Source organism: Streptomyces sp. NPDC020845, assembly GCF_044334165.1.
Lineage (GTDB): Bacteria > Actinomycetota > Actinomycetes > Streptomycetales > Streptomycetaceae > Streptomyces.
The window spans coordinates 326,567-352,143 of sequence record NZ_JBIRSJ010000008.1 but is presented as its reverse complement, the minus strand read 5'-3'; the positions used below and the strand labels follow the sequence as shown (position 1 = coordinate 352,143).

The window sequence follows — 25,577 nt, the reverse complement described above, 5'->3', positions numbered from 1 at the left end:
TCCATGAGTGCTCATGATGTTACTCCAGTGGGTCGAGCCCATTCCCCGGAGGCCAGCGCATGCCGCAGCACCCCGAAGTCCCGCCCTTGTCCGGCATCACCGTCGTCGGCGTCGAGCAGGCGGTGGCGGCCCCCTTCGCCACCCGGCAGCTCGCCGACCTCGGCGCACGGGTGATCAAGGTAGAGCGCCCGGGAGGCGGTGATTTCGCCCGCCGGTACGACACGACCGTGCGCGGGGAGTCCAGCTACTTCGTCTGGCTCAACCGGTCCAAGGAGTCCGTCACCCTCGACCTGAAGTCCGAGCGCGGTCGGCAGGTCCTTGAGCGACTACTCGCGGACGCCGACGTGTTCGTGCAGAACCTGGCGCCCGGGGCCGCCGCGCGGATGGGGCTGGGAGCGGATGCTTTGCGCGAGCGCTTCCCCTCGCTGATCCCCTGCTCGATCTCCGGCTACGGCACCAGCGGCCCCTGGGCCGACCGCAAGGCGTACGACCTGCTGGTGCAGTGCCAGACCGGCCTGGTGTCCCTGACCGGAAGCCCCGACGGGCCCGCCCGTGTGGGCGTCTCGATCGCCGACATCGCCGCCGGCATGTACGCCTACTCGGGCATCCTCACCGCCCTGTTCACCCGGGCCACCACGGGCGTCGCCCGCGCGGTGGAGGTGTCGCTGTTCGAGGCGCTCGCCGAGTGGATGAACCAGCCCGCCTACTACACCCGCTTCGGCGGCACCCAGCCCCCGCGCGTCGGCAACCAGCACGCCACCATCGCCCCGTACGGTGCCTACCCCTGCGCCGACGGCAAGGTCGTCCTGTTCTCCATCCAGAACGAACGCGAATGGGCTGCCCTGTGCGAGCGGTTCCTCGACGCCCCCGGCCTCGTCTCCGACCCCCGCTTCGCCACCGGTTCCGACCGCGTGGCCCACCGCGAGGAACTGAACGCGATCGTGGCCGAGCGGTTCGCCGAGTCGGACAGCACCGAGGTGATGAAGGTGCTGGACGAGGCGGGTATCGCCAACGCCGAGGTCAACGATGTCGAGGACTTCCTGGCCCACCCCGTGCTCGCGGCCCGCGGCCGCTGGCGTGACGTGGCGATTCCCGGAGGCGCCGAGGTCCCGGCCCTCGTCCCGCCGGCGGACCTGGCAGGCGTGACACCCCGCATGGGCGCCGTCCCGGCCGCGGGCGAACACACCGAACCCATCCTCACCGAACTGGGCTACGGCCCGGCCGAGATCCAGGCCCTGCGAGCCGACCGAGTCCTGTGACCTGGTCCGACTTCCGCGGGCACACACATCATGAGTGGGAGCAACGCAGCATGAGCACTCTCGACGCGCTGTCCGAGGACGAGCAGTTCATCGTCCGCACGGTGCACGACTTCGTGGACAGGGAGGTCAAGCCGGTCGTCCAGGAGCTGGAGCACACCGACACCTATCCCGAGGCCCTGATCGAGCAGATGAAGCAGCTCGGCATCTTCGGCCTCGCCGTCTCCGAGGAATACGGCGGGACACCCGTCTCCACGCCCTGCTACGTCCTGATCACCGAGGAACTGGCGCGCGGCTGGATGAGCCTGGCCGGTGCGATGGGCGGCCACACGGTCGTCGCCAAGCTGCTGCTGCACTTCGGCACCGAGGAGCAGAAGCAGCGGTATCTGCCGAGGATGGCCACCGGCGAGATCCGGGCGACCATGGCCCTGACCGAGCCGGGCGGCGGCTCCGACCTCCAGGCCATGCGCACCGTCGCCCGCAAGGACACCGAGGGCTATGTCATCAACGGCGCCAAGACATGGATCACCAACTCCCGGCGTTCCCAGCTGATCGCCCTGCTGTGCAAGACCGACCCGGACGCCGCCCCCGCCCACCGGGGCATCTCCATCCTCCTCGTCGAACACGGGCCGGGTCTGGCGGTCTCCCGCGATCTGCCCAAGCTCGGCTACAAGGGCGTCGAGAGCTGCGAGTTGTCCTTCGAGGACTACCAGGCTCCGACGGACGCGGTGCTCGGCGGTGTCGAGGGCAGGGGCTTCGCGCAGATGATGAAGGGCCTGGAGACGGGGCGTTTGCAGGTGGCCGCCCGGGCCCTCGGGGTCGGCCGCGCCGCGCTGGAGGACGCCCTCGCCTACGCGCAGGAGCGCGAGTCGTTCGGCAAGCCGATCTGGCAGCACCAGTCGATCGGCAACTACCTGGCCGACATGGCAACGTCCCTGACCGCGGCCCGTCAGCTCACCCTGTACGCCGCCCGGGAGGCCGAGGCGGGCCGCCGGGTGGACATGGAAGCGGGGATGGCGAAGCTGTTCGCCTCCGAGACCGCGATGCAGATCGCCCTCAGCGCGGTCCGTATTCACGGCGGTTACGGCTACTCGACCGAGTTCGACGTCGAACGCTACTTCCGCGACGCCCCGCTGATGATCGTCGGCGAGGGAACCAACGAGATCCAGCGCAACGTGATCGCGAGCCAGCTGGTCAAGCGAGGAGGACTGGACGCGTGAACATCCTGGTGTGTGTGAAGTACGTGCCCGACACCACGGGGGACCGGCACTTCGCCGATGACCTGACCGTCGACCGCGACGACGTGGACGGTCTGCTCTCCGAGCTGGACGAGTACGCGGTCGAGCAGGCGCTGCGGATCGCGGAGGAGCGCCGGCGGGAAGGTGCTGACGCCGAGACAACGGCGTTGACCGTGGGCCCGGAAGGCGCCAAGGACGCGCTGCGCAAGGCGCTGTCCATGGGCGCGGACAAGGCCATCCACGTGGAGGACGACGACCTGCACGGCACGGACGCCATCGGCACCTCCCTGGTGCTGGCCAAGGCCATCGAGAAGGCCGGGTACGACCTGGTGATCTCCGGCATGGCCTCCACCGACGGCACCATGGGTGTCGTGCCGGCGCTGGTCGCCGAGCGTCTGGGGATCCCGCAGGTCACCCTGGTCTCCGAGGTCTCCGTCGAGGACGGCGTCGTGAAGGGCCGCCGCGACGGCGACGCTGCCTCCGAGCAGCTTGAGGCGCGGCTCCCGGCGATCGCCTCCGTCACCGACCAGTCGGGCGAGGCCCGCTACCCGTCCTTCAAGGGCATCATGGCGGCCAAGAAGAAGCCGGTGGAGTCCTGGGCCCTGGCCGACTTGGGCATCGAGGCCGAGGAGGTCGGTCTCCAGGGCGCTTATACCGTCGTCGACGCCGCGGCCGAGCGGCCCGCGCGCACCGCAGGCATGATCGTCAAGGACGAGGGCGAGGCCGGCAAGCAGCTCGCTGCCTTTCTCGCGGAGCGCACATTCATTTAAGGGCAGCCTCGCGCGCCAGAAGTTCATCTGAGAGAGGTTTCAAAGAGCCATGGCTGAAGTCCTCGTCTACGTCGACCACGTGGACGGTGCCGTCCGCAAGCCCACCCTGGAGCTGCTGACCCTGGCCCGCCGTATCGGCGAACCCGTCGCCGTCGTCCTCGGAGGCGGCGCAGCCGACGCCGCCGCCACGCTCGCCGACCACGGCGCGGTGAAGGTCCTCACCCACGATGCGTCCGAGTACGCCGAGTACCTGGTCGTGCCGAAGCTGGACGCCCTGGAGGCTGCCTACGAGGCCGTCTCCCCGGCCGCCGTGCTGGTCCCGTCCTCCGCCGAAGGCAAGGAAATCGCCGCCCGTCTGGCGCTGCGCATCGGCTCCGGCATCATCACCGACGCCGTCGACCTGGAGGCCGGTGACGAGGGCCCGGTGGCCACGCAGTCGGTGTTCGCCGCGTCCTTCACCACCAAGTCCCGCGTCATCAAGGGCACCCCGGTCATCACGGTCAAGCCCAACAGCGCCGCCGTCGAGCCGGCCCCGACCGCCGGCACGGTCGAGGTCCTCAAGGTGAACTTCTCGGACGAGGCCACCGGCACCAAGGTCACGGGCCGTACACCGCGCGGGTCGACGGGACGTCCGGAGCTGACCGAGGCTGCGATCGTTGTCGCCGGCGGCCGTGGTGTGGGGGGCGCGGAGCACTTCGCGATCATCGAGACGCTCGCCGACGAGCTGGGCGCGGCTGTCGGCGCCTCACGTGCGGCGGTGGACGCGGGCTGGTACTCGCACACCCACCAAGTGGGCCAGACTGGCAAGACGGTCTCCCCACAGCTGTACATCGCGGCCGGCATCTCCGGTGCGGTCCAGCACCGGGCCGGCATGCAAACCTCGAAGACCATCGTGGCGATCAACAAGGACGCCGAGGCCCCGATCTTCGACCTGGCCGACTACGGCGTGGTCGGCGACCTCTTCGAGGTCGTCCCGCAGTTGACCGGAGAGGTCAAGGACGGCAAGGCCTGAGAGAGGTACTTTCCTGATGCGACTCGGCGCGATCACCGTGTCGCTGGTCCTCGCAGTGGTCGGCATGGCCCTGTTCGGACGGGCCATCGCACAGCTCTCCTGGTTGGTGCGGCTCGGCCGGCCCCTGCCTGTCGGCAGCCGGACGGACGATCCCCGGCAGCGCACCCTCACCGTGGTCCGGGAGTTCCTCGGCCACACCCGGATGAAGCGTTGGGGCGTGGTCGGTGTTGCCCAGTGGTTCGTGGCGGTGGGCTTCTTCACCCTCGCCCTCGCCCTCGCGCTCGGCAACACCTTCGGCCAGCTCTTCCGGGAGGACTGGGTGCTGCCGGTCATCGGCGACTGGGTCCCGTACGAGGTCGTCATGGAGATCAAGACCCGGCGCGTCCATGTCCCGGGCGTCACCGCCCGCCCTACGGGCGCATGGGTCACCCAGCTCGGCCGCAACCTGCTCATGGGCATCGAGGGCAGAGCTGGGTGCTTCCGGTTCCTCATCCGAGACCGGGACGGCAAGTTCGACGCCGTGTTCGCCGGCGACGGCACAGCCGTCATCCCGACGCCGCCGAAAAGCCCCCGGTCAAACGCGTTCGCCGAACGATGAATACGCACAGCCCGCGCAGAATGCACCGACCGAATCCTCATCACCGGCGAACGACACCTCCGTGCCGTCCTCACCACGTACGCCGAGCACTACAACACCGGACGGGCCCACCGCAGCCTCGATCTACGAGCCCCGGACGACCACCCGAGCGTCATCCCCCTGCCCGCTGCCGTAGTCCGACGGCGGCAGCTACTCGGCGGCCTGCTCAACGAGTACCACACCACGCCACCCCCAACGACTTCTCCATCCACAAGAAACACCCAGCTCAGCAGCCTGATCGGGATATTGACACCCTTCACGGTTTCTCCCGCGTAACTGCCGCAGTCAGGGCTCACCGCCCCGCCCGCTCCAGCGCCCTGCGCAGCTCCGCCGCGCTCGCGCAGCCGATCTCGGGGTGCTCCCGCAGCGCCATGTCGATGACCTCCGCGAGGCGTCGCGGGATGGCCGGGTCGCGGCGGCGGATCGGGATCGCCGGCTCCTGCAGGACCACCTGCCAGGGGTCCTTGGCGCGCGGGAACTCGCGCGGGGTCCTTCCGGTCAGCGTGTGGTAGAGGCAGGCGGCAAATGCCCAGACGTCCACGGCGGGGGTGGCCTTGCGGAAGTCGATGACCTGTTGGCGCGGCATGAACATCGGTTTGCCGGCCGTGGTGCCGGTGTGTGTCAGCCCGCTCAGGCCCGCCTGGTCAAAGGCCTTTCCGATGCCGAAGTCCGCGATCTTCGCCGTCGTCGAGCCGTCGGTCTCCCGGTGCAGCAGGATGTTGGAGGGGCTCAGGTCGCGGTGGACCACGCCCTGCCCGTGCGCGTGTTCCAGGCCCTTGAGCGCCTGCACCGCGATGGGCACCGCTTCCTCGACCGGGAGTCGCCCGCCGCGTTCGGCGACGAGCCGGTCCAGGCTGCCGCCGGTGCAGAACTCGGTTGTCAGATAGAAGGTTCCGTTCGCGAAGCCCGCGTCGTGCAGCGCGACGACGTGCGGATGCCTCATCGCCCGGGTGAGCGCCACCTCCCGCAGGAACCGGGCGCGCGCCGTCTCGCTCGCCGCCACCTTCGGCAGCATCACCTTCAGCGCCACCTCGACGCCGGTGGCCTCGTGCCGGGCCAGGTACACCGCGCCCATGCCGCCACGACCGAGCTCCCGGATCACCGAGTAGCCGCGGATGGCCATGAGGTCGGCGCGGCCGCCGTTCGCCAGCTCGAGCAGTAGCTTGAGCACGGCGTCGGGCCGGGCCTGACAGGCGGCGCACAACAACTCGCCGGGGCGGCCGCCCGCCTCGTCGCCCAGCTCGCGCTCGCACTTGGCGCAGCGCGCGAGCCTCAGCGTGGCGACCTGCGGCCGCGTGATGTCGACGCGGAACACAGTGTCACCGAGGCGGATCCGGTCGCCGTCCTTGAGGTCGTGCTCGGGGTAGGAATCCGCGGCGGCCTCCTCGGGGGTGAGGCCGCGGCGCCGCTGGCCGATCTTCTCGCCGTTGACGTACGTGCCGTTGAGGCTGCCGAAGTCGCGGATGCGGATGTCCGGCGGGTTGATGTCGAGCAGGCAGTGGTGGCGGGAGACGGTCTTGTGGTCGGAGTCGTCGGGTAGTTGAGGCGAACAGTCGGTGGAGCGGCCGAGGACGCAGGTGGTGCGCTCCTCGAAGACGTAGGCGCCGGGCTTCACCCGGCCCTCGACGAGGGTGAGCGTGATGGTGGCCGAGGGCGTCACAGAGGATCGTCTCCTTGTGTGTGAGGGGAGGGCTTCGGGGGACGAGACGGTGAACGTGCCGTCTGCGGCGTCGGACCGTACGCATCCCGCTCCGCTCAGTCGAACTCCAGCTCCCAGTCGAGGTCCCAGAGCCGGATGCCGTCGTCTCCCGCCGAGACCAAGTTGCGCAGGTCGGGGGTGAGTTCGAGGTGCCGGATGCGTTGTTGGTGCCCTTCGAGCACGTGCAGGCATCGGCCGGTGGCGACCTCCCACATCCGTACGGATCTGTCGTGGCCGGCCGAGAAGGCGAACCGGGCGTCGGGTGTGAACCGCACGGCGGAGACCCAGCCCTCGTGCCCCGCGAACTCGCGTACGGACCGCCCGGAACCGGCGTCCCACAGCCGGATCGGTTCGTCCTTGGCGCTTGAGGACATGACCTGGTGTGTGGACATGGCCAGGCGGCCGTCGGCGCTCAGGCACGCCGACAGGATCGGTTCCCGGGGGCCGGCCCAGGTCCGCAGGCAGGCTCCGGTGTCGAGATCTCGCAGCCGGACCACGCCGTTGGAGTCGCCGACCGCCGCGAGCCGTCCGTCCGCGGACATGGAGATCACGTTGACCGGGCCGTTCCGGGTGATCGTCGTGACGCAGCGGTCGTCGTCCAGGTCCCATCGGCGCAGGACACCGTCGCCGCCGCCGAGCCAGGCGTACCTTCCGTCGCCGCTGAACCTGATGGTCCTCCTCATGTCCCAGTCCGGAGTCAGCCGACGGCACTCGCCGTCTGCCAGTCGCCGCCGAATGATCGCGAGTGGCTTGGTGCCCTCGCACAGGACGTGCCGGCCGTCGTCGCTCAACGCCACCCCGCCCACCCTGCCCGGGTGATCGTCGAGGACGTGCCTGCACGCGCCGCTGTCCAGATCCCAGATCCGTACGGTGCCGTCGCTCTGCCCGCTGACGGCGAGCCGGACATCCGCGGCGACACCGATCGCCGTGATGGCGCCGTAGGAGAGGTGGCCGGCGTCCAGTGGCCGCGACCAGGCGGAGCGCAGTCGTACGTGGCGCGCCGAGCGGCCCAGTTCGTGCCAGGCGGCCAGGACCTGGGGGGCGCGCTCGTATCCGGGTATCTCCCGTGCGCGGGTCAGCAGGGCGAAGGCTGACCGGTGTCGGCGGTTCGACATCGCCTGTCGTGCTTCGGCGAGCAGTTCCTCGGCCAGTTCGCCGAGCCGGTTGACCTCCGCGTACTCGCGCGGCTTGATCAGGTGCGGCTCGGCGGCGTATTCGGTATCGGGCAACCGCCAGCGATGCATGGGAAGTTCGGGATGCCCGCCGACGGAGCAGCCGAACCGGTCGTCGCTGTCGGGGAATCCGACGTGGTGCATCCCGTACGCGTGGGCGGTGAACGTTCGCAGACACCGGCCGCTGCTCAGCTCCCAGATCTGAACGTTGTGGTCGCCGGTCGTTCCGGACAGCAGCAGCCGCCCACTGTCGCCGAAGGCCAGGTGACTGGCCGCGGCGGTCAGCCCCGTCAACGTACGCAACGTACGGACCCGCTGGCCGTTCCCCACATTCCACAACCGGATCACCCGGTCCTCGCCGGCCACCGCGACCATCCGCCCGTCGGGACTGAAGCACAGCGCATGCGTCGCCGAGCCGGCGGCCAGCACCCGGCACCGGCCATCGGCCACGCTCCACAGCCGCGCCCCGTCCTCCTCGGCGGTGAGCACATGGCGCCCGTCGGCGCTCACCTCGTACTGCGAGCCGTCCAGGTAGTTGCCCTTGAATGCTTCCCCGAGCACCCATTGGCAGGTCCCGGTCCGCGGTTCCCAGACCTGGACGCGCCCGTCCACGCCCTGCCACACACCGATGCGTCCGTCGGCACTCAACCTGACCGGGCACCCCGTGACGCGTGCGGCGGAGCGGATGACGCGGGTACACCTGCCCGCCCTGAGATCCCAGAACTGCACCGTGCCGTCGCGGCTCGTGGACAGTGCGTACGAGCCGTCAGGGGTGAGGTCGACGCCGAGCACCTGCGTGCGGTGGCCCTTGACCGCCAACCGCTGTGCGCAGGTCGCCGTGTCCCACAGCCGGAGCACGCCATCCCAGTGGCCGCTCAGCGCGAGGTGTCCGTCGGGAGAGAACCGGATCGGCAGGTAGCCCATCACCTCGTGCCGGGCGAGCAGTTTCACCGGCGCGAACGGCAGCGCGAACGGCTCGCGAAACACGCGGGTGCTGGTGTGGCGGGCATCGGCCACGGTTCCGGAGGCCGCCACCCGCAGCGCCGCCCGTACGTCGGTGTCGTCGGGCCGTTCGCGCGCGAGGGCGTCGAGCAGGTCGTGTGCCGCCGCGAGGTCGCCGCGTTCGAGGTGGACCCGGGCCAGAAACAGCTGCACCTGCCAGGAGGACGCGCCGGACCCACGTGGGATCGCCTCCAACTGGGCGACGAGTTCCCCATCGGTGATCGCCCCCGTACGCCACCGGAACAGGCCACCGTTGTACACGGCCCCGACGTGGTGCGGGTCGACCGCGAGCGCCTGGCCGAAGGCCTGCTCGGCGTCGGCGGCCCGGTCCAGGTCGAGGAGCGACAGGCCACGGTTGTTGAGCTCGTCGGCGCGCAGATCGGCGGCCTGCGACGTGGGACGCGGATACGCCGAGCCGGTCGCCTGCTCGTAGATCCCGGTCAGTACATCCGCGATGTCCGCCATCGAGGCCGGCCGGCGGGCCGGGTGCTGCCGCAGGCAGCGCCGGAGCAGGTGGGCGACTTCCGGCGGCGCCGCGACCGGATTCGAGGGGTCGGCCAGGTATTCCTCCAGCGCGAGACCCGCGACCGAACCAGCCGCCCAATGCACACCGCCGGTGAACATCTCCAGGACCGAGACCGCGAAACTGTAGACATCGCTGCGCCGCCCGACGGGCTCGCCCGCGAGCTGCTCCGGGGACGCGTAGCCGACCGTCATGCCGCCGGACGGCACCAACACGCTGACACCCGACGCCATTTGGACGTCAGCCGGGGCCGTAGCGGCCTTGGACCGGGCGAGACCGAAGTCGGTGATCTTCGCGGCGCCCGTGCCGTCGAGCAGAATGTTGGCCGGCTTCACGTCCTGGTGCACCAGGTCTCTGCGATGGGCGTGCTCGAGCCCACGGGCCGCTTGGACTGCCGTGTCGAGAACACGGGCGAGGGCCTGCCGCGCATCCCCGGCGTAGAGGCGCCCGTCGCCGATCCACTCGGCCAGGCTGCCGCCGTCGACGTACTCGGCGAACACGCGGGGGACACCGTCGATCACCCGCACGTAATGGCAGGCGCAGACGTTCGGATGGAGCCCCAGGGACACCCACGCCTCGGCCTCCCTGACGAACAGCTCCTGATCGCCGGGGCTCCGGAACAGCTCGGGCCGCGAACTCTTCACCGCCATGTCGATGCCCCAGGCGAGATGCCGTACCCGGTGCACGACGCCCATCCCGCCCCGGCCGAGCTCGCCGATCACCCGGTACCGGCCGTCGACGGTCTCGCCGGTCACCCAAACGGTCGGCGACGTAGGTGCGTTCACTGCGATTCCTCATCGTGATTGCGGCAGAAGTCGCCGTCCTGGAAGGCCCGGACGCAGAAGGCCCCGCTGTCAGATTTCGACGAGGGTCAGTATGTGACGTCGTCGATCCTGGTGTCGATGTTTCAGGCTCACCGTGGGGGTGCGGGAGCGCGCCGTTCAGTCCTTCGCCGAGATGCCCACCTCAGCGTCAGCCTCGCCGCCGCCGAGGACAAGCTCGCCGCCATCTGCGCCGTCCCGGCCGTCACCGCCTGGGACGCCGCCGGACCGCCCTCGGTCTTGACCAGTTCGACGTTCACGCCCGCCTGGTCCACGAGCGGTGGCCCGACTTGGCCAGGCGGCGAACTGATCATGCGGAACATGCTGGCCGGCGAGGAACGCACTGCCTACGAGGCACACGCTTCCCGGGGCCGGCGCCAGCGGCTGCTCGGCCGGATCGCGGTCAAGGACGCGGTCCGACGGCGGCTCTGGGCCGCCGGGAGCGGCGGGATCGTCCCCGCCGAAGTGCGGGTCTCAGGCGACCCCGCCGGACGCCCCTACGTCACGGGCGCGTACGGTCGCACCCTCCTCGACCTGCACGTCTCCTGCGCGCACCGGGCAGAGGTCGCGGTCGCGATCGCCCGGACGGGCCCCTGCGGCATCGACACCTCGGCACCGCGAACGCGGACGCGAGCGGGCCGTTCCTGAACGCCGCGGTCCAGGCGTTGTCCGGCATGGCCGGGGTACGCGCCGTCGTCGTCAACCCCGCCGGCAGCGTGACCGGAGCGGGCGAGAACATCCTGCTGCGGCCGCACGTTCCCCAACTGCCGCTGCTCGCCCGCGTCGACGCCGTCGTCTGTCATGCCGGGCACAACACCGCCTGTGAGGCGCTGTGGCACGGCGTCCCGCTGGTGGTCGCACCCATCAGGGACGACCAGCCCATCGTCGCGGGCCAGGTCACCGACGCGGGCGCGGGCGTCAGGCTGCGCTTCGGCCGCGCCGACGCGCGGCGGATCGCCGATGCCGTCGACACGGTCCTGGACGAGGCGTCGGGCCACCGCGCGGCGGCGCGGTCGGTCGTTCGTTCGTTCCGCGCGGCAGGCGGAAGCGGGGCCGCGGCCGACCGCCTCGAAGCACTCCTGACACGCTGCTCCTGAGGCACTCCACGCCCGCTCCCGGGCGTTGCGGTCAGGGGCCGGTGGTCCCGATGACCGTCAGTCAGTGAGCGCGGACATGGCCCCGGTGCCCTGGTCGCCGCCGTCGAGACCCCAGAAACGGGTGGTGTGGTAGCTGGAGCAGATGGTGTCGAGGTAGTAGGTACCGGCGCTGCCGCACTGTTCCGTGCCGCTGCCCGGGTCGACCGCGAGCCCGTGTGTCATACCGGAGACGGAGTAGACCTCGACCGCGGGTCGGCCGGAGGCGTCGTCGTAGACGCTCAGCGTGGTGCCGCCGCTGAGATTCTCGGTGCGGGAGGGTGTCTGGCTGATGCCCCACGTGTCGGTCCACTGGTCGCGCAGTTCGGTGGCGTTGGCGGGCCGGACGGTGGTGTCGGCGGTGCCCTGCCAGATCGCGACGCGAGGCCAGGAGGTGGTGCCGGCGGGGGCGGCGGAGCGCACCAGGTCACCCCACTGGGCGGGAGTCTTGTCCGGCGGACTGTACATGCAGGTGTACGCCGCGGCCACGGTGTCCGCGCAGCGGGCGGGCAGACCGGAGTCGATGGCCCCGCCCGCGAAGACGTCGGGGTACGCGGCGAGCATGTTCGAGGTCATGCCACCGCCGGCGGACAGGCCGGTGATGTAGACCCGCCGGGTGTCGCTGCCGTACTGTGAAACGGCCTTGTCGACCATCTGCTTGATCGACAGCGCCTCGCCCTGACCGCGCGCGCTGTCCCCCGGCTGGAACCAGTTGAAGCAGGAGTTGATGTTGTTGGCGCTGCTCGTCTGAGGGAAGACCAGGGCGAAGCGGTAGAGGTCGGCGAACTTCTGCCAGCCGGAGTGGGCGTAGTAGTCGCTCGCGTTCTGTGTGCAGCCGTGCAGGGCGATCACGAGCGGGGCGCCGGACGGCAGGCCGTCGGGCGCGTAGGCGTACATGGACAGGTTGCCGGGGTTCGTGCCGAAATCGGCGACCTGGGTCAGGTCGGCGGCGGATGCCTGCGGGCTCGCGGTGATCAGGCCGCCCGTCAGGGCCAGAGCCCCCGCGGCGGCGGTGAGCCAGCGGCGGAGGCCTCCGATCAGGTGGCGGCTCTTGGTGGAGCGTAACGGTGGGTAGGGCTGTCGCATGTCGACTGCCTCCTCAAGCGGTGAATTCGCCGTGGACCGAGGCCGGGTGGGCCGGGTCGTCGGCGCGGAGGTGCATCATCAGGGCGCGCGCCTCCGGCATGGCATGGGCGCGACAACCAGATTTGGCGGAGGTCCTGTGTGACGGCCGACCATGGCCGCGCTCGCGAACCAAGCGCCCGCCTACCGCGAGACCCATCACCCGGGCCGGGTGGAGTTCCGAACCATCGCCAGGAGACGGATGGTGGTCGGCAGACCCATGTACCGAGGCAAGTCAGCGTCATAGCCTCCCGCGCATCCTTGCCCACCCCCGGAGGCACACTGATGCGTCTCTCTCCAAGCTCCACATCACGTATCCGGCAACGGAGTAGTGTTCCGGGCGCCCTCGCCCTGGTCGCTCTCCTGCTCACCCCCGCGGCGGCCACGGCCGCACCAGGAAACCCGGGCGGTCACTGCGCGCATCTGGCGCGGGTACGCGTACCGGGTGCCGAGCGTCAGCAGTCAGCTTGCCTGGACGAACTGACCACGGCGGGCACGGTTGCCTCGGGACACACCGACCCGGCCGACTGGGCCGGGCTGACGCCGGAGGGTCTGGCCGTCCCGAGCGGGGTCCCCGGCATCCAGATCGACGGCTACTTCCCCGACACCTCCACCACCAACACCAACCACGGCTGGAGACACGACGCCCAGTTCGTCATCCGCTTGCCCGACAGCTGGAACGGCGGTCTGGTGGTCGCGGGCACCCCCGGCAACCGTGAGCAGTACGCCAACGACCGGGCCATCGCCGACTGGGTGCTCTCCCGCGGCTACGCCTACGCCGCCACCGACAAGGGGAATACCGGCCCCGCCTTCTACCGGGACGGGAAGGCTCCGGGTGACGCCATCGCCGAATGGAACGACCGCCTCACCCAACTCACCCGTGCCGCCCGTACCACGGTCACCCAGCGCTACCGCCGCCCGCCCTCCCGCACCCTGGTGACGGGCATGTCCAACGGCGGGTATCTGGTGCGCTGGCAGTTGGAGAACCACCCCGAACTCTACGACGGGGGAGTCGACTGGGAGGGCACCTTGTGGCGCTCCGACGGACCCACCCTGCTGGGCTTCCTGCCCCAGGCACTGCGCCACTATCCCGTGTACGCCGCCGGGGGCGGGGGCGCCCGGCAGGCGCGAGAAGCCCTGTACGCCGCCGGGTTTCCGGCCGGGTCGGAGTTCCTCTGGCCGTACCACTACCAGGTCTACTGGGATCTGACCCAGCGCATCTACCGCGAGGAACTCGACCCCGGCTTCGACGGGGCGGCCGAGGCGGGCACCCCGTACTGCCCGACGGGGACGCCGGCCTGCGACACCGACTACGACTACGCGGTGCGTCCGGACGAGGTCAGGCAGGCCGTGGAGAGGATCGCGCTCACCGGGCGGATCGGCAGACCGCTGATCACCCTGCAGGGCACGCTGGACGTTCTGCTGCCGATCAGCCAGGACTCCGACGTCTACGCCCGCATGGTGCGCGAGGCCGGTCGCGGCCGGCTGTACCGCTACTACCGCATCGAGGGCGGCACCCACACCGACTCCCTGGTCGACATGTTCCCGGACCGGCTCCGTCCCCTCACGCCGTGCCACCGTACGGCGTTCACCGCGCTCGAGAGCTGGCTCGCCGCGGGCCATCGACCGCCCCCTTCCCGGACTGTCGCCCTGCCCGCCGGGGTGGACGCCGCGACCCTCCTGAACCACTGCTCCCTGGAGGGGCGGGACAGCACTCGTCTACCGGGATGACACTCGATCCGAGCTGCCGCCGGACCCCAATCCGGTCTCCAGGAGACGTTGCACCGGCCGGCGCGCGGCGAACAGTGCCAGGCCGACACCGATGCCGCACACGGAGGTGAGGGCGAGGTAGGAGGCGTTGTCGATCGCGGTGAACGACTGGCCGAGAAGGCCTGCCAGGGAGGAGCCGAGGGCGAGTGTGAGTGAGCGAGTTCATCCGCGGCATCCGAATGCCGGTGGTGACGACCTCGAGTCCGGCATCGGTCATCAGGGCATCGAAGGTGGGTTGGCCGCGATCATACGCGTGCGCACAGCATGGCTGGGCGCGCTGGAGAAGGTGGCGCCGATCCGGTAGACGGCGGTGCGCCCGCGTCCGCGGGCGAGTTCGGCTTCAGTCCAGGCGGTGATGTGCCGGGTCCGAAGATCGGTCAGGGGCAGCCGGCCGAAGGACGGGATGAGGTCGGCGTGCACGTGGTCGCGGTAGCGGGCGAACGTGGTGGGCTTGAGCGCCCTCTCCTTGAGACGCAGCCACTCGGCCGGATAGGTGGCCAGGGTGAGATCCTCGCCGCAGTCCAGGCCGAACCTGCTGGGCCTCGCCTTGGCCCGCTCTCCTCGCACCCGCGCCGAGCGAGAGGACTCCGGGGAACTCGACCGCGACGGCCGCACGACACTCATCTCGAGATCTTGACCACGGCGCGGGACTGAACACCCGCGGCTGACGCTGGTGGCTCCGGCAGCCTGCTGGGGCCACCAGCATCGGCCGCGCCTACCAGGACTCACAAGACACCATCCCCCACCGGCGAAGAATTCGACCAGTTGCCTCTGCCGAGCGCGAAGGCCGTCGACGCAGGTGCGCACCGTTGTTCACGGCGAACGAACGCCCAGCACGCGGAAGCATCCCAGCGGGTCGACTGCCTCGGTTTCGGGGTGGGAAGTCTGGCGACCCTAGGAGTGTTCGCCGTCCATGTCCATGTCGCCGCGTTGACCGAGTCACCAGGGCGTCTGGACCATGAATAGGGAACAAAAGAGACGGAGGTACCGATTTCGCATGTGTGCCCAGGCCTGTTTATGATCTTGTCGTGACCGTGCAGAACTCTGACAAGACGCCGTCCCGTAAGCAGCGACTCCAAGAGAAGCAGCGTCGCCAGCTGGCGGTGGTCGACACCGTTGACAAGGCTGAGGGGAAGGTCCGCAAGGCAGAAGCCGAACTGGCCGTTGCTGTCGCCGAGGCAGTGCAGGTGTTCGGCGACGAGCGTTCCGCCTCTGAGGGGCTCGACATGCCCGTTGAAGCCATACGTCGTTTCGTTGGCATTGCGGCGAGCGAAACTGCCTTGGCGGATGCGGCTAACGCCGCAGGCAAGTCATAAGACGGGCAGCCAGCCTCCCGTGTCACTCGGTACTCGTGGCGAGTGCCGCCGAGTCGTTCTCGTCTGCGGACTTCCAGGCGGGCGAGCTGGGCTTGTTGCGGAACTTCGCCTTGCTGCCTGCGCCTTCGAGGTCCATGAGGAGACTGCGTCCGAGTTGCACGGTCCAGTTCGCGGTGGGGTGTGCGGTGGCGCGGGGGATGTGGATGCGCAGGTGGTGCTGTGCCGTTCGGGTGCGGATGGGATGCCGTGCTCGCGGAGGATCTCCCAGACTGTGGAGGCGGCGACCTTGATCCCCAGTGCTGTGAGTTCGCCGTGGATCCGGCGGTACTCCCACGAGGCGTTCTCCCTGGCCAGGTGGAGGGGCAGCGCGCGGATCGAATGGAGGGTGCGTGGGCGTGGCACGTCGCTTGGGTACGCGGGTCGCGGTATGGCGTCGCCTGAGTAGTTCATGATGCCGGCGCAAGACAGGAGCACGAGAACCTCGATGTTCTTCTCTTCGTCGCTCATCGGCAGAGGCCTTAGGAACGCCAGGGCGTTATCCCGAGGAGAGCCGAAGATCCGTGAACAGGCTCCCGGCCTGCGCGGATGCCTCGGCACCCGCAAGATCAGCGGTATCACCACGACCGGCATGCTGCCTCGGAACGGCTTGCGGTCTGTTGAGCTTTGACAGATCCGAACCAGCAGGTCAGTCCGGGTGACATAATTCCCGGCCCCCACATGGCCGAACGCGGCACCGCTGCCCGGGGACTGCTCCTCGACGTCGCGGCCGCCCGGCGCGACGCGGGCCGTCCCAGCGACCACCACCGGGGCGAGCATCTGTGCGTCGGTGACCTGGAGGCGGCCCTGGAGCGGCAGGGCGGGCAGCCTCGCTCAGGCGACATCCTTCTCCTGCACACCGGGTGGGCCGCCTGGTACCTCGATGCGACCCCCGGTCGGCGGGATGTCATCAGGGCCGAGCGGCGCTTCACGGGCCTCGACCAGGACCGCGAGGTCGTTGCCCGGCTGTGGGACCGTCACTTCGCGGCGGTCGTCTCGGACACCTACGCCCTCGAGGCGCTCCCCGCCCGACCGGACTCGCCCTTCGGCCGCGAAACCGACCACGGCATGATGCATCAGCAGCTCAGCGCCATGCTCGGCCTCGCCATCGGTGAACTGTGGCGGCTGACCCCGCTGGCCACAGCCGGCGAGGCCGACCTCCGCCGCATATGCATGGTCGTCGCCAAGCCACTGAATCTCCGTGGCGGTGTCGGTTCACCTGCCAACGCCACCGCCATCCGGTGAACGGTCGAGTGGCATCACAAGCAAGATCCAGCAGGCTGTCCGGCAAGCGACGGGCTCCCCGGAGTCGAGACGATCGACCCGCGGCTGCGCGCTGGGTTCAGCGGGCCGGCGTCGGGAGGTTCAGGCGTCCGTCGTGGACCTCGGCGAACCGGTCCACGGCGGTGAGGTGGGTGCGGTCGTGGGTGACCAGGACGGTGGCGGTGGCCTGATGGTGGGTGAGGCGGGTGATCAGGTCGATGATGGCGGCGCCGCGTTCGTGATCGAGGGCGCTGGTGGGCTCGTCGACCAGGAGAACGGTGGGGTCGTTCATCAGGGCGCGGGCGATGTTGACGCGCTGACGCTGGCCGCCGGAGAGCTGGTGGGGGCGGCGGTGCGCGTGGTCGGCGAGGCCGACGGCGTCGAGCAGTTCCATGGCCCGACCGCGGGCCTTGGCGGGGGAGCGGCCGTCGATCCGGGCCATGACCTGTAGTTGTTCGGCGGCGGTGAGCGAGGGCAGCAGGTTGGGCTGCTGGAAGACGATCCCGATCTTGTGGCGGCGCAGTTCGGCGAGTTCGCCACGGGTCATGCCGGCGGTGGTGGTTCCGTCGATGGTGACGGTGCCGGCGTCGGGGGTGATGAGGGTCGCGGCGACGGCCAGCAGGCTGGATTTGCCCGATCCGGAAGGGCCGACCACGGCGGTCAGGCTGCCCTTGGGGACGTCCAGGGTGACGTCGTCGAGGGCGGTCAGGCGGTCCTCGCCGTCGGGGTAGGTGAGGGTGATGTCGGCCAGATTCAGGCTCATCGGGCGCTCCCCAGGGCGGTCAGCGGGTCGACGGAGGTGATGCGGCGGATGGACAGGGCGGCCCCGAGCGCGCCGAGAAGGATCATCACGGCGGCCGGGACCAGGACGGTGGCGGGGGTCAGGACGAAGGGCACCGCCGAGTCGGCGACGGCGGCGCCGATGCCGACTGCGATGCCGGTGCCGGTCAGGGTGCCGCCGGCGAGCAGGACGACGGCCTGGCCGAGGGCGTCCTTCAGGACGTGGGCGGTGGAGGCGCCGAGGGCCTTGAGGACGGCGATGTCACTGCTGCGCTGGATGGTCCAGACGGTGAAGAAGGCGCCGACGACCAGGGCGGAGATGGCGAAGAGGAAGCCGCGCATGAGTTGCAGGGAGCCGTTTTCGGAAGTGTAGGAGCCGATCGCGGACAGCGAGTCGTCCCTGGAGACCGTCCTGGTCCCGGCGGCCCGGTCGGCGGCCGACACGTTGGCACCGGAGGTGGTGTTCAGGGCGATCACGGTCGCGGTCGGGCTGTCGCTGTCGCCGGTGGGGGGTGCTGTCTTCTGCCAGCTGCCGAGACTGGTCCAGATGACCGGAGTGTGGCTGAAGGAGGCATCGCCCCGCACGGCGGCCACCGTCAGCTGCCGCCCGGCCAGGGTGAAGCCGTCGCCGGGCTTCAGACCGAGGTCGTCGGCGGCCGTGGTGGACAGCACCACCGTGTGATCGTTGATCTTGCCGCTGTCCGGAGCGAGCCGGGAGCCGGGCCGCACGCCGAAGGCGGAGACGCCGGCGCTGTTGTCACCGGCGGTGGCCCTGGCGGTGGTGATGCCCAGCGGTTCGGCGCTGGTGACGCCGGGCGTCGTGGCCCACGTCCGCCACTGCCGTGCGGTGACCGAGGAGGTGGCGTACGACAGGTCCTGCCCGCCGCTGGGCGCGTTGAAGGCGATCTTGTCGGCGGGCAGGCCGGTGATCGCGGAGATGTTCTGCCGACTCAGCCCGGCGGTCAGCCCGGACAGCAGTCCGACCAGCAGGGTGATCAGCACGATGACGGTTCCCATCAGGGCGAAGCGCCCTTTGGCGAACTTCAGATCTCTCCAGGCGACGAACACGGCCTCGGCCCGTCCTTTCCGATGGTGGAGGCGGATGCCTCCACCATCGCCACCGGCACCCTGCGCGGGCATCTGGCGGAGGAGAGCAGTTCGCGGATCAGAAGGCGGCACGCGAGTTCTAACTTTTGATGGAGGATGTCTGGGGGTCTGCTTCCTTAGCATGGAAGGACTGTGAAGACCACCGCCCCCGCCCCGACCCCGACCACCCGGCCCCTGGCCTGGTGCCTGCACCTGCTGACCATGGGGCTGCTCGTTCTGGCCGGCGGCCGGGCCGTGACCGGGAGCCGACCGCACGACGAGCTGATCGTTGCCGTGGCGGCGGTGTGCGGGCTGGTGTATGCGGCCGGGCCGCTCCTGCCCCGCATCCGCCGCTCCCGGCGGGCCGCCGCCTGCTGGCTGGCCGCCGTGAGCGCCGTCTGGCTGGTGCTGCTGGCCCTGTCCGCCGACGCCGTCTGGGTCGCCTTCCCGCTGTACTTCCTCCAGCTCCACCTGCTGCCCCGCCGCGCCGCACTGCCCGCCGTGGCGGCCACCGCGGCGGCGGCCATCGGCGGCTTCGCCGCCCACCAGGGCTCCTTCAGCCCGGCCATGGCGATCGGCCCCGTGCTGGGGGCCGCCGTCGCGGTCGCGGTGGTGTGGGGATACCAGGCCCTGTACCGGGAGAGCGAACATCGCAGGCGCCTGATCGAGGAGCTCACCGCCACCCGCGCCGACCTGGCCGGGGCCCAGCACACCGCCGGCGTGTTGGCCGAACGTGAACGTCTGGCCCGCGAGATACACGACACCCTTGCCCAGGGCCTCTCCAGCATCCAGTTGCTGCTGCGCGCCGCCGAACGCGCCCTCCCCGAGCAGCCCGATGCCGCCGCCCGCCACGTGGAGGCGGCCCGCCAGGCCGCCGTGGACAACCTCGCCGAGGCCCGCCGCTTCGTCGCCGCCCTCACCCCGCCCGCTCTGGACGGCACCACCCTGGCCGATGCGCTGGAACGCCTGTGCGCCACCACCAGCGCCCGCCACCGGCTCACCGCACGCTTCCACCGCGTCGGCGACCCGATGGCGCTGCCGACCGCCCACGAGGTCGCCCTGCTGCGCATCGCCCAGTCCGCCCTCGCGAACACCGTCCGCCATGCCCACGCCACCACCACCGAGATCACCCTGAGCTACCTCGGCGGCCACGTCGCCCTCGACATCGTCGACGACGGCACCGGCTTCGACCCCGGCCGGCTGCCCGACCCCGACCCCGAAAGCGGCGGCTTCGGCCTCGCTGCCATGCGCACCCGCATGCACACGCTCGGCGGCACCCTGACCATCGCGTCCGCCCCCGGCCACGGCACTGCCCTGGCCGCCCAACTGACCCTGATACCGCCCGCCGAGACCGAGCCCGAGGCCCGCCCGTGACCGACACCCCCGTCCGCCTCCTCCTGGCCGACGACCACCCCGTGGTCCGCGCCGGGCTGCGCGCCGTGCTGGAGACCGAACCCGGCATCGTCATCGTGGCCGAGGCCGCCACCGCCGAAGACGCCGTCGACCGCGCGGCCGAGGGTGACATCGACGTCGTGCTCATGGACCTGCAGTTCGGCAAGGGCATGACCGGTGCCGAGGCCACCGCCCGGATCACCGCCCGGTCGGACGCCCCCCGCATTCTGGTCGTCACCACGTACGACTCCGATGCCGACACCCTGCCCGCCATCGAAGCCGGCGCGACCGGCTACCTGCTCAAGGACGCCCCTCCCGAGGACCTGGCCACCGCCGTACGCACCGCCGCCGCCGGACGCACCACCCTGGCCCCGGCTGTGGCCGAAAGGCTCATGAACCGCCTGCGCGTACCCGGCACCACCCTGACCCGGCGCGAGACCGAAGTCCTCACCCTGGTCGCCGAGGGCCTTTCCAACCAAGCCATCGGCCACCACCTCCACCTGACCGAGGGCACCGTCAAATCCCACCTGGCCCGTATCTACGCCAAACTCGGCGTCGACTCACGCACCGCCGCCGTCGCCACCGCCACCGATCTCGGCCTCATCCGCCGCTGACCGGCACGCGGCTCAGCACCCTTCGATCCCCTGCACGTGAGGCCGCCGTGGAGCCGTCCGGTCAGGTGTCGGTGCCGATGAACCGCAGCTCCGACAACCGCTCCGCGACCGTCGTCAGCACCGGCAGGAAAGCCTCGACGCGCTCAGGGGTGAAGCGGTTGCTGGGGCCGCCGAGAGACACGGCGGCGACAATCCGGCCGGCCTCGTCGGTCACGGGGCGGCCACGGCGGACACGCCGTCCTCGTGTTCTCCGTGACTGACGGACCGGCCCTGGTCCGCGGCCCGGCGTGCACGGTCGACGATCCGCGACTCGAAGCCGGGGCCCTGTCCGGCCGCCGACGCCAACTGACGCAGGAGGTCCGGTGGGCAGTCCGACAGCAGTACGTGGCAATGACGTAGTCGACGAGCAGGCCGGCTGCCCAGTCCAATTCGGGGAACGGGCCGTCCGTGGCCTGGGGAAGGCTTCCCGCGAGACGGCGCCGGACACTCTCGGGCTGGGCGTAGAAGGCATCATGACCATACGGATGCGCGCCCATCGCGGCCCCGTGCCCGTCCGCCGCTCCCGGAATGAGCGGTAGTGCGCAGCCGTTCGAACCTGTTCCGACGGCGACGAGCTTGCGCCCGTGGTCGGCGAGGTGTTCCCCGAGAGTCGGCATGGGGATCAGCCGATCACCCCGTAGGGAGCGGAGCAGCCCCAGGTGGTCGGGGCGGCCGGTATTGATGAGGTGTCCGGCGGCCCAGAGGCGGTTGCCCGGAATTCCGGTTACGCCGGGGGCGCTCCGCTGGCGAGGGACGCCGCGGCGGGGCGGGTCAGCGACGGTGCGACCGAGCGTGCTTGCCGGTACGAACGACGCGCTCCGGCTCTTTGCCTCCGCCAACAAGCTGGACGCCGAGGTCGCCGCACTCACCTTCCGCCGCCGTGAGTACCTGCTCTCGGCGCCCAACGAGCGCTTCCTCGCCGATCTGAAACGCCAGGAGAGGGAACTCAAGGCGTCCGGCGTCCTGACCAAGAGCGTCGACTGGGACGCGGCGATCGACCACACGATCGCCGCGGAGGCCCTCGCCGCGGATGGATGATGCTCGCGGCCGCCTCCGCGGTACCGGGAGCGCGGTTCACCTGGCGCTGTGTGCCGGCTCCGTCACCTGCCGCCACGTCCGCATCAGCTGGCTGAACTCCTTGACCTGGACGAGCACGTGGTCGCGGGCGGCGTTCTCCGCGGTGTCGGCGTCGCCGTCGGCGATGGCGTCGGCGATCTCGCGGTGCTCGGCCAGCGAGCGCCGCATGCGATCCGGGACGCGCAACTGGAGCCGCCGGTACGGCTGGAGGGCCCGTTTGAGCGCCTGGGCCTGCTGCCGCAGGTATTCGTTGCCGCAGGAGTCGTAGACGATGTCGTGGAACCAGGCGTTGGCGTAGTAGTAGCGGTCGGCGTCGCCGGCCGTGGCGTGTTTCACGCACTCCTGCAGGGCGCGTTCGAGCTCGTCCAGCGACTCCCGCTCGATGCGGCGGGCGGAGAGCCGTGCCGCCATTCCCTCGAGCTCGGCCATGACTTCGAAGCGTTCGGCCAGCTCGGAGATGCTCAACTCGGTGACGAATGTGCCGCGTTTGGGGCGGATCTGCACCAGTCCGGAGCGCTCCAGGGCCTGGAGGGCTTCTCGGATCGGCGTGCGCGAGCATCCGTACTCCCGCTCGAGCTGTGCCGGATCCAGGCGTTCACCGGGTCGGTAGCGGCCGTCGATGACGGCGTTCTCGAGCGCGTCCCGCACGCGCTGTGATTCCGGGACTCGAGCCATGGACACCTCCGAGCCTAGATTATCCGACCTGGACAGGGGGTGGTGCATCCCACTCTCGCGCTGTTATATACATCAGACGCGTTTACGCATATGAAATGCGTCTGGAACCGGAGGCAGGGCGAAGGAGCGGAGATGGGACGTCGTGACGGCTGGCTGCTCACCGAGCTGTTCCAGGCGCTCGGGCGACGGCGTGGCGGCGACCCGGCGGCCGGAGAGCCGCACGGCTCCCCGCTGGACCAGCTGCTCGCCGCCTGTGAAGTCCTGATGAGTGACGTGGGTGAAGCCTCGATGCGGGCAGTCGCGGCTCGAGCCCTGTCCGCCTACGACACGCTCGACGACGTCGGCAGGCTCGTCTTCTTCACCCACGTCACCAAGACCTACGATGTCGACGCCGAGCAGGTCCGTGCCGCCTTCCGCCGGTGGGAGGACGCCAGGAACTCCGGATCCGACGGCGGCGAGGAACTGGTCCGGCTGTTCGACGTGGTCGAGCCGGCCCGCCAGCAGCTGCTGCGCCGGATGAACCACGCACCCGGTGCCACGCTCGCCCTGGTCCGGATGCGCGCGGACCTGCGTCGGCTGACGCGCCGTCATCCGGAGCTGCGGTCCCTCGACCACGACTTCCACCACCTGCTGACCTCCTGGTTCAACCGCGGCTTCCTCCGCATGGAGGAGATCACCTGGGACTCACCGAGGGAGCTGCACGACCACCTGCTGCATTACGAGAAGGTCCACCCGATGGCGGGCAGGGCCGAGCTCCGCCGTCGTCTGCAGCCCGAGGACCGCCGTGTGTACGCCTTCTTCCACCCGGCCACCGGGGACGTACCACTGATCTTCGTGGAGATCGCCCTGATGCGCGGCATGCCGGAGCGCATCGCCCCGCTCCTGGAGAACGGCCCGGCACTGAGCCCCTCGCAAGCAGACACGGCAGCGCTCTACTCGATCAACAACGCCCTGGACGGCCTGGCCGGAGTCTCCTTCGGCAGCTTCCTCATCAAACAGGTCATCGAGCAAGTGGGGGAGCAACTGCCGCACCTGGCGCAGTTCGTCACGCTCTCGCCCATCCCCGGATTCCGGCGCTGGCTCGGCGAGCGGGCCGAGCAGGACGCCGACCTGCGGCTGCTCGTCCGGGAGCTGGACACTGTGGAGGAACCGGCGAACCTCGGCGCGGAGGACGCCGAGCAGATCCGTCGCCGGCTCCTTCCCGTCCTGGCGCGGTACATCGCGGTCGAGCGGCGCGACGACGGGCGCCCCCTCGACCCGGTCGCCCGCTTCCACCTGGGCAACGGGGCCATCGCCTGGCGGCTGAACTGGCCGGCGAACAGCTCACCGGAGGCCTGGCGGCAGTCCTATGGCGCGATGATCAACTACCGCTATGAGCCGGAGAAGCTGGAGCGCCGGCACGAGGACTTCGTCCGCAACCGCACCGTGGCGCTCGGCGGACCGCTGCGCGACGTCCTCCCGGATGCCCCGACGGCTTCCCCCACCCCAGACGCGTCCACCACCTCGGACGACGAGAGAGGAACACCCCCGATGGCGCCCTTCACGACCATCTACCGGTCCTTCGTCGAGCAGGCGGAGCGCCGGCCGGACAAGGCGCTCTTCGAGCTGCCCGACGGGCAGAGGATCACCTATCGCGAGACTGCGGAGACCGTGCGGCGGATCGCGGCCCGTCTCGTCGCCGACGGCGTCACCCCCGGTGACCGGGTCGCCGTGCAGGTGGAGAAATCCCCGGAGGCCATCGCACTGTACCTGGCGACCCTGCGGATCGGCGGCGTCTTCCTGCCGCTCAACACCGCCTACACCGGTGCGGAGATGGAGTACTTCATCGGCGACGCCCGGCCCCGTGTCCTCGTCTGCTCCCCGGACCGGCTGGCCGACCAAGCGCACCGCGCGGAGCAGGGGCTCGTCGTCGAAACCCTCGGCACCACCGGCGACGGCACCCTCCTCGACGGCGACGGCGACGGCGACGGCGACGGCGACGGCGACGGCGACCGCGACCGCGACGGCAACGGTCGGCATGAGAAGGTCTTCGACGCATCGGCCGACGACCCGGCGGCGATCCTCTACACGTCCGGCACCACCGGGCGCTCCAAGGGCGCGGTGCTCTCTCACGGCAACCTCGCCTCCAACTGCCGGGCGCTGCTGGAAGCATGGCAGTACACCGCCGAGGACCGGCTGATCCACGCCCTGCCGATCTTCCACATCCACGGGCTCTTCGTCGCCGCGAACATGACCCTGACGGCGGGCGCCTCCATGTACTACCTGCCGAAGTTCGACGCCGGGACGATCGTCGACCTGCTACCCGGGGCCACGGTGCTCATGGGCGTCCCCACCTTCTACACCCGGCTGTTGAAGAGCGACCGGCTCACCCCCGAGGCCTGCGCCTCGATGCGGCTGTTCGTCTCCGGATCGGCTCCGCTGCTCGCGAGCGATCACCAGGCCTTCGAGGCCCGCACCGGCCACGCCATCCTGGAGCGCTACGGGATGACCGAGACCGGCATGAACACCACCAACCCCTACACCGGCGGACCACGCAAGCCCGGCACTGTCGGCATCCCGCTCCCCGGCACCGAGATCCGGGTGGTGGACGGCGCGACCGGACGGCCGCTGCCCGACGGCGAGGTCGGCAGCATCGAAGTTCGCGGTCCGAACGTCTTCACCGGCTACTGGCAGTTGCCCGAGAAGACCGCCGCGGAGTTCCGCGAGGACGGCTTCTTCATCACCGGTGACCTGGGCCGCATCGACGAGGACGGCTATCTGCGCATCGTCGGCCGGGGTAAGGACCTCGTGATCTCCGGGGGCTACAACATCTACCCCAAGGAGATCGAGGAACTGCTCGACGCCCACCCCACGGTGCAGGAGTCCGCCGTGATCGGCGTTCCCCACCCGGACTTCGGCGAGACGGTGGTGGCCGTCGTCGTACCGGCCCCGGACCAGCAACCCCAAGAGGCGGAACTGCTGGACTTCGTCGCCAAGGACCTCGCCCGGTTCAAGCACCCGCGCGCCGTGCGCGTCGTCGACGCCCTGCCCCGCAACGTGATGGGGAAGGTCCAGAAGGCCGAACTGCGCAAGCGCTACGCCGACCTGTTCGCGGGCGCGGACGCCTGATCCACCGGCCGGCTGTGGTCCACGGGGCCGGCTGGC

21 protein-coding genes and 4 pseudogenes are annotated in these 25,577 nt (G+C 70.3%); 16 read left to right on the top strand and 9 right to left on the bottom strand.

Features of this window, described 5'->3' with window-relative positions; genetic code table 11:
- Nucleotides 1-59 precede the first annotated feature (59 nt).
- The 6 genes and pseudogenes from ACH4U7_RS22630 to ACH4U7_RS22605 all read left to right on the top strand — a co-directional run bounded on the left by ACH4U7_RS22630 (nt 60) and on the right by ACH4U7_RS22605 (nt 5,189).
- Complete coding sequence (locus tag ACH4U7_RS22630; protein ID WP_398529654.1) at nt 60-1,259, top strand: CaiB/BaiF CoA transferase family protein; 1,200 nt, start codon at nt 60-62, stop codon at nt 1,257-1,259.
- 50 nt (nt 1,260-1,309) lie between these two features.
- Entirely contained in the window at nt 1,310-2,476 is a 1,167-nt protein-coding gene (locus tag ACH4U7_RS22625) for an acyl-CoA dehydrogenase family protein (protein WP_398529653.1), read from the top strand.
- Nucleotides 2,473-3,264 (top strand): electron transfer flavoprotein subunit beta/FixA family protein, encoded by a 792-nt coding sequence (locus ACH4U7_RS22620; RefSeq protein WP_398529652.1) that lies wholly within the window; start codon nt 2,473-2,475, stop codon nt 3,262-3,264. The genes ACH4U7_RS22625 and ACH4U7_RS22620 overlap by 4 nt, the downstream gene beginning before the upstream one ends.
- Nucleotides 3,265-3,313: 49 nt before the next feature.
- The gene (locus tag ACH4U7_RS22615; protein WP_398529651.1) at nt 3,314-4,276 is read left to right on the top strand and encodes an electron transfer flavoprotein subunit alpha/FixB family protein; all 963 of its coding nucleotides are present in this window, start codon (nt 3,314-3,316) and stop codon (nt 4,274-4,276) included.
- A gap of 16 nt (nt 4,277-4,292) precedes the next feature.
- Nucleotides 4,293-4,643 (top strand): annotated as a pseudogene (locus tag ACH4U7_RS22610) (Fe-S oxidoreductase); the annotation flags it as partial.
- A gap of 231 nt (nt 4,644-4,874) precedes the next feature.
- Nucleotides 4,875-5,189 (top strand): integrase core domain-containing protein, encoded by a 315-nt coding sequence (locus ACH4U7_RS22605; RefSeq protein ID WP_398529814.1) that lies wholly within the window; start codon nt 4,875-4,877, stop codon nt 5,187-5,189.
- Nucleotides 5,190-5,205: 16 nt separating this feature from the next.
- On the opposite strand, the gene ACH4U7_RS22600 is transcribed toward ACH4U7_RS22605, so the two are convergent.
- Together ACH4U7_RS22600 and ACH4U7_RS22595 are read right to left on the bottom strand one after the other, a co-directional pair.
- Complete coding sequence (locus ACH4U7_RS22600) at nt 5,206-6,573, bottom strand: protein kinase (RefSeq protein WP_398529650.1); 1,368 nt, start codon at nt 6,571-6,573, stop codon at nt 5,206-5,208.
- A gap of 95 nt (nt 6,574-6,668) precedes the next feature.
- A complete protein-coding gene (locus ACH4U7_RS22595) occupies nt 6,669-10,094 on the bottom strand; it encodes a protein kinase (protein WP_398529649.1) in 3,426 nt (1,141 codons plus the stop codon).
- Nucleotides 10,095-10,211: 117 nt separating this feature from the next.
- Here ACH4U7_RS22595 and ACH4U7_RS22590 point away from each other — a divergent pair, with 117 nt between their 5' ends.
- Together ACH4U7_RS22590 and ACH4U7_RS22585 are read left to right on the top strand one after the other, a co-directional pair.
- The gene (locus tag ACH4U7_RS22590) at nt 10,212-10,778 is read left to right on the top strand and encodes a hypothetical protein (RefSeq protein WP_398529648.1); all 567 of its coding nucleotides are present in this window, start codon (nt 10,212-10,214) and stop codon (nt 10,776-10,778) included.
- Between the two features lie 26 nt (nt 10,779-10,804).
- Entirely contained in the window at nt 10,805-11,227 is a 423-nt protein-coding gene (locus ACH4U7_RS22585) for a glycosyltransferase (protein WP_398529647.1), read from the top strand.
- Between the two features lie 66 nt (nt 11,228-11,293).
- Here the strand turns inward: ACH4U7_RS22585 and ACH4U7_RS22580 are convergent.
- A pseudogene (locus ACH4U7_RS22580) lies at nt 11,294-12,349 on the bottom strand (alpha/beta hydrolase family esterase); the annotation flags it as partial.
- 321 nt (nt 12,350-12,670) lie between these two features.
- Between ACH4U7_RS22580 and ACH4U7_RS22575 the strand changes: the two are divergent.
- Nucleotides 12,671-14,116 (top strand): tannase/feruloyl esterase family alpha/beta hydrolase, encoded by a 1,446-nt coding sequence (locus tag ACH4U7_RS22575; protein ID WP_398529646.1) that lies wholly within the window; start codon nt 12,671-12,673, stop codon nt 14,114-14,116.
- 255 nt (nt 14,117-14,371) lie between these two features.
- On the opposite strand, the gene ACH4U7_RS22570 is transcribed toward ACH4U7_RS22575, so the two are convergent.
- Nucleotides 14,372-14,779: a hypothetical protein gene (locus ACH4U7_RS22570; RefSeq protein WP_398529645.1), complete on the bottom strand. Its 408-nt coding sequence runs from the start codon at nt 14,777-14,779 to the stop codon at nt 14,372-14,374.
- A gap of 404 nt (nt 14,780-15,183) precedes the next feature.
- On the opposite strand from ACH4U7_RS22570, the gene ACH4U7_RS22565 reads away from it, so the two are divergent.
- Nucleotides 15,184-15,471: a hypothetical protein gene (locus ACH4U7_RS22565; RefSeq protein ID WP_398529644.1), complete on the top strand. Its 288-nt coding sequence runs from the start codon at nt 15,184-15,186 to the stop codon at nt 15,469-15,471.
- Nucleotides 15,472-15,571: 100 nt separating this feature from the next.
- On the opposite strand, the pseudogene ACH4U7_RS22560 reads toward ACH4U7_RS22565, so the two are convergent.
- Nucleotides 15,572-15,978, bottom strand: a pseudogene (locus ACH4U7_RS22560) (hypothetical protein); the annotation flags it as partial.
- 210 nt (nt 15,979-16,188) lie between these two features.
- On the opposite strand from ACH4U7_RS22560, the gene ACH4U7_RS22555 reads away from it, so the two are divergent.
- On the top strand, nt 16,189-16,752 hold the full coding sequence (locus ACH4U7_RS22555; RefSeq protein WP_398529643.1) for a cyclase family protein: 564 nt from the start codon (nt 16,189-16,191) through the stop codon (nt 16,750-16,752).
- A gap of 97 nt (nt 16,753-16,849) precedes the next feature.
- Here the strand turns inward: ACH4U7_RS22555 and ACH4U7_RS22550 are convergent, their stop codons facing one another.
- Together ACH4U7_RS22550 and ACH4U7_RS22545 are read right to left on the bottom strand one after the other, a co-directional pair.
- The gene (locus ACH4U7_RS22550; RefSeq protein ID WP_398529642.1) at nt 16,850-17,533 is read right to left on the bottom strand and encodes an ABC transporter ATP-binding protein; all 684 of its coding nucleotides are present in this window, start codon (nt 17,531-17,533) and stop codon (nt 16,850-16,852) included.
- The gene (locus tag ACH4U7_RS22545) at nt 17,530-18,618 is read right to left on the bottom strand and encodes an ABC transporter permease (RefSeq protein WP_398529813.1); all 1,089 of its coding nucleotides are present in this window, start codon (nt 18,616-18,618) and stop codon (nt 17,530-17,532) included. The genes ACH4U7_RS22550 and ACH4U7_RS22545 overlap by 4 nt, the downstream gene beginning before the upstream one ends.
- Nucleotides 18,619-18,789: 171 nt before the next feature.
- Between ACH4U7_RS22545 and ACH4U7_RS22540 the strand changes: the two genes are divergently transcribed.
- On the top strand, nt 18,790-20,010 hold the full coding sequence (locus ACH4U7_RS22540; protein WP_398529641.1) for a sensor histidine kinase: 1,221 nt from the start codon (nt 18,790-18,792) through the stop codon (nt 20,008-20,010).
- A complete protein-coding gene (locus tag ACH4U7_RS22535) occupies nt 20,007-20,642 on the top strand; it encodes a response regulator (protein WP_398529640.1) in 636 nt (211 codons plus the stop codon). The genes ACH4U7_RS22540 and ACH4U7_RS22535 overlap by 4 nt, the downstream gene beginning before the upstream one ends.
- 61 nt (nt 20,643-20,703) lie before the next feature.
- Here ACH4U7_RS22535 and ACH4U7_RS22530 read toward each other — a convergent pair whose 3' ends face one another.
- Nucleotides 20,704-20,856 carry a hypothetical protein gene (locus ACH4U7_RS22530; protein WP_398529639.1) on the bottom strand — a complete coding sequence of 51 codons (153 nt, stop codon included), beginning with the start codon at nt 20,854-20,856 and terminating at the stop codon, nt 20,704-20,706.
- Nucleotides 20,857-21,473: 617 nt separating this feature from the next.
- Here ACH4U7_RS22530 and ACH4U7_RS22525 point away from each other — a divergent pair.
- The gene (locus ACH4U7_RS22525; protein ID WP_398529638.1) at nt 21,474-21,719 is read left to right on the top strand and encodes a hypothetical protein; all 246 of its coding nucleotides are present in this window, start codon (nt 21,474-21,476) and stop codon (nt 21,717-21,719) included.
- Nucleotides 21,720-21,755: 36 nt separating this feature from the next.
- On the opposite strand, the gene ACH4U7_RS22520 is transcribed toward ACH4U7_RS22525, so the two are convergent.
- Nucleotides 21,756-22,433 carry a GntR family transcriptional regulator gene (locus ACH4U7_RS22520; RefSeq protein WP_398529637.1) on the bottom strand — a complete coding sequence of 226 codons (678 nt, stop codon included), beginning with the start codon at nt 22,431-22,433 and terminating at the stop codon, nt 21,756-21,758.
- A gap of 90 nt (nt 22,434-22,523) precedes the next feature.
- On the opposite strand from ACH4U7_RS22520, the pseudogene ACH4U7_RS22515 reads away from it, so the two are divergent.
- Both ACH4U7_RS22515 and ACH4U7_RS22510 read left to right on the top strand, forming a co-directional pair.
- Nucleotides 22,524-23,798, top strand: a pseudogene (locus tag ACH4U7_RS22515) (malonyl-CoA decarboxylase domain-containing protein); the annotation flags it as partial.
- A gap of 165 nt (nt 23,799-23,963) precedes the next feature.
- The gene (locus tag ACH4U7_RS22510) at nt 23,964-25,541 is read left to right on the top strand and encodes an AMP-binding protein (protein WP_398529812.1); all 1,578 of its coding nucleotides are present in this window, start codon (nt 23,964-23,966) and stop codon (nt 25,539-25,541) included.
- Nucleotides 25,542-25,577 lie beyond the last annotated feature (36 nt).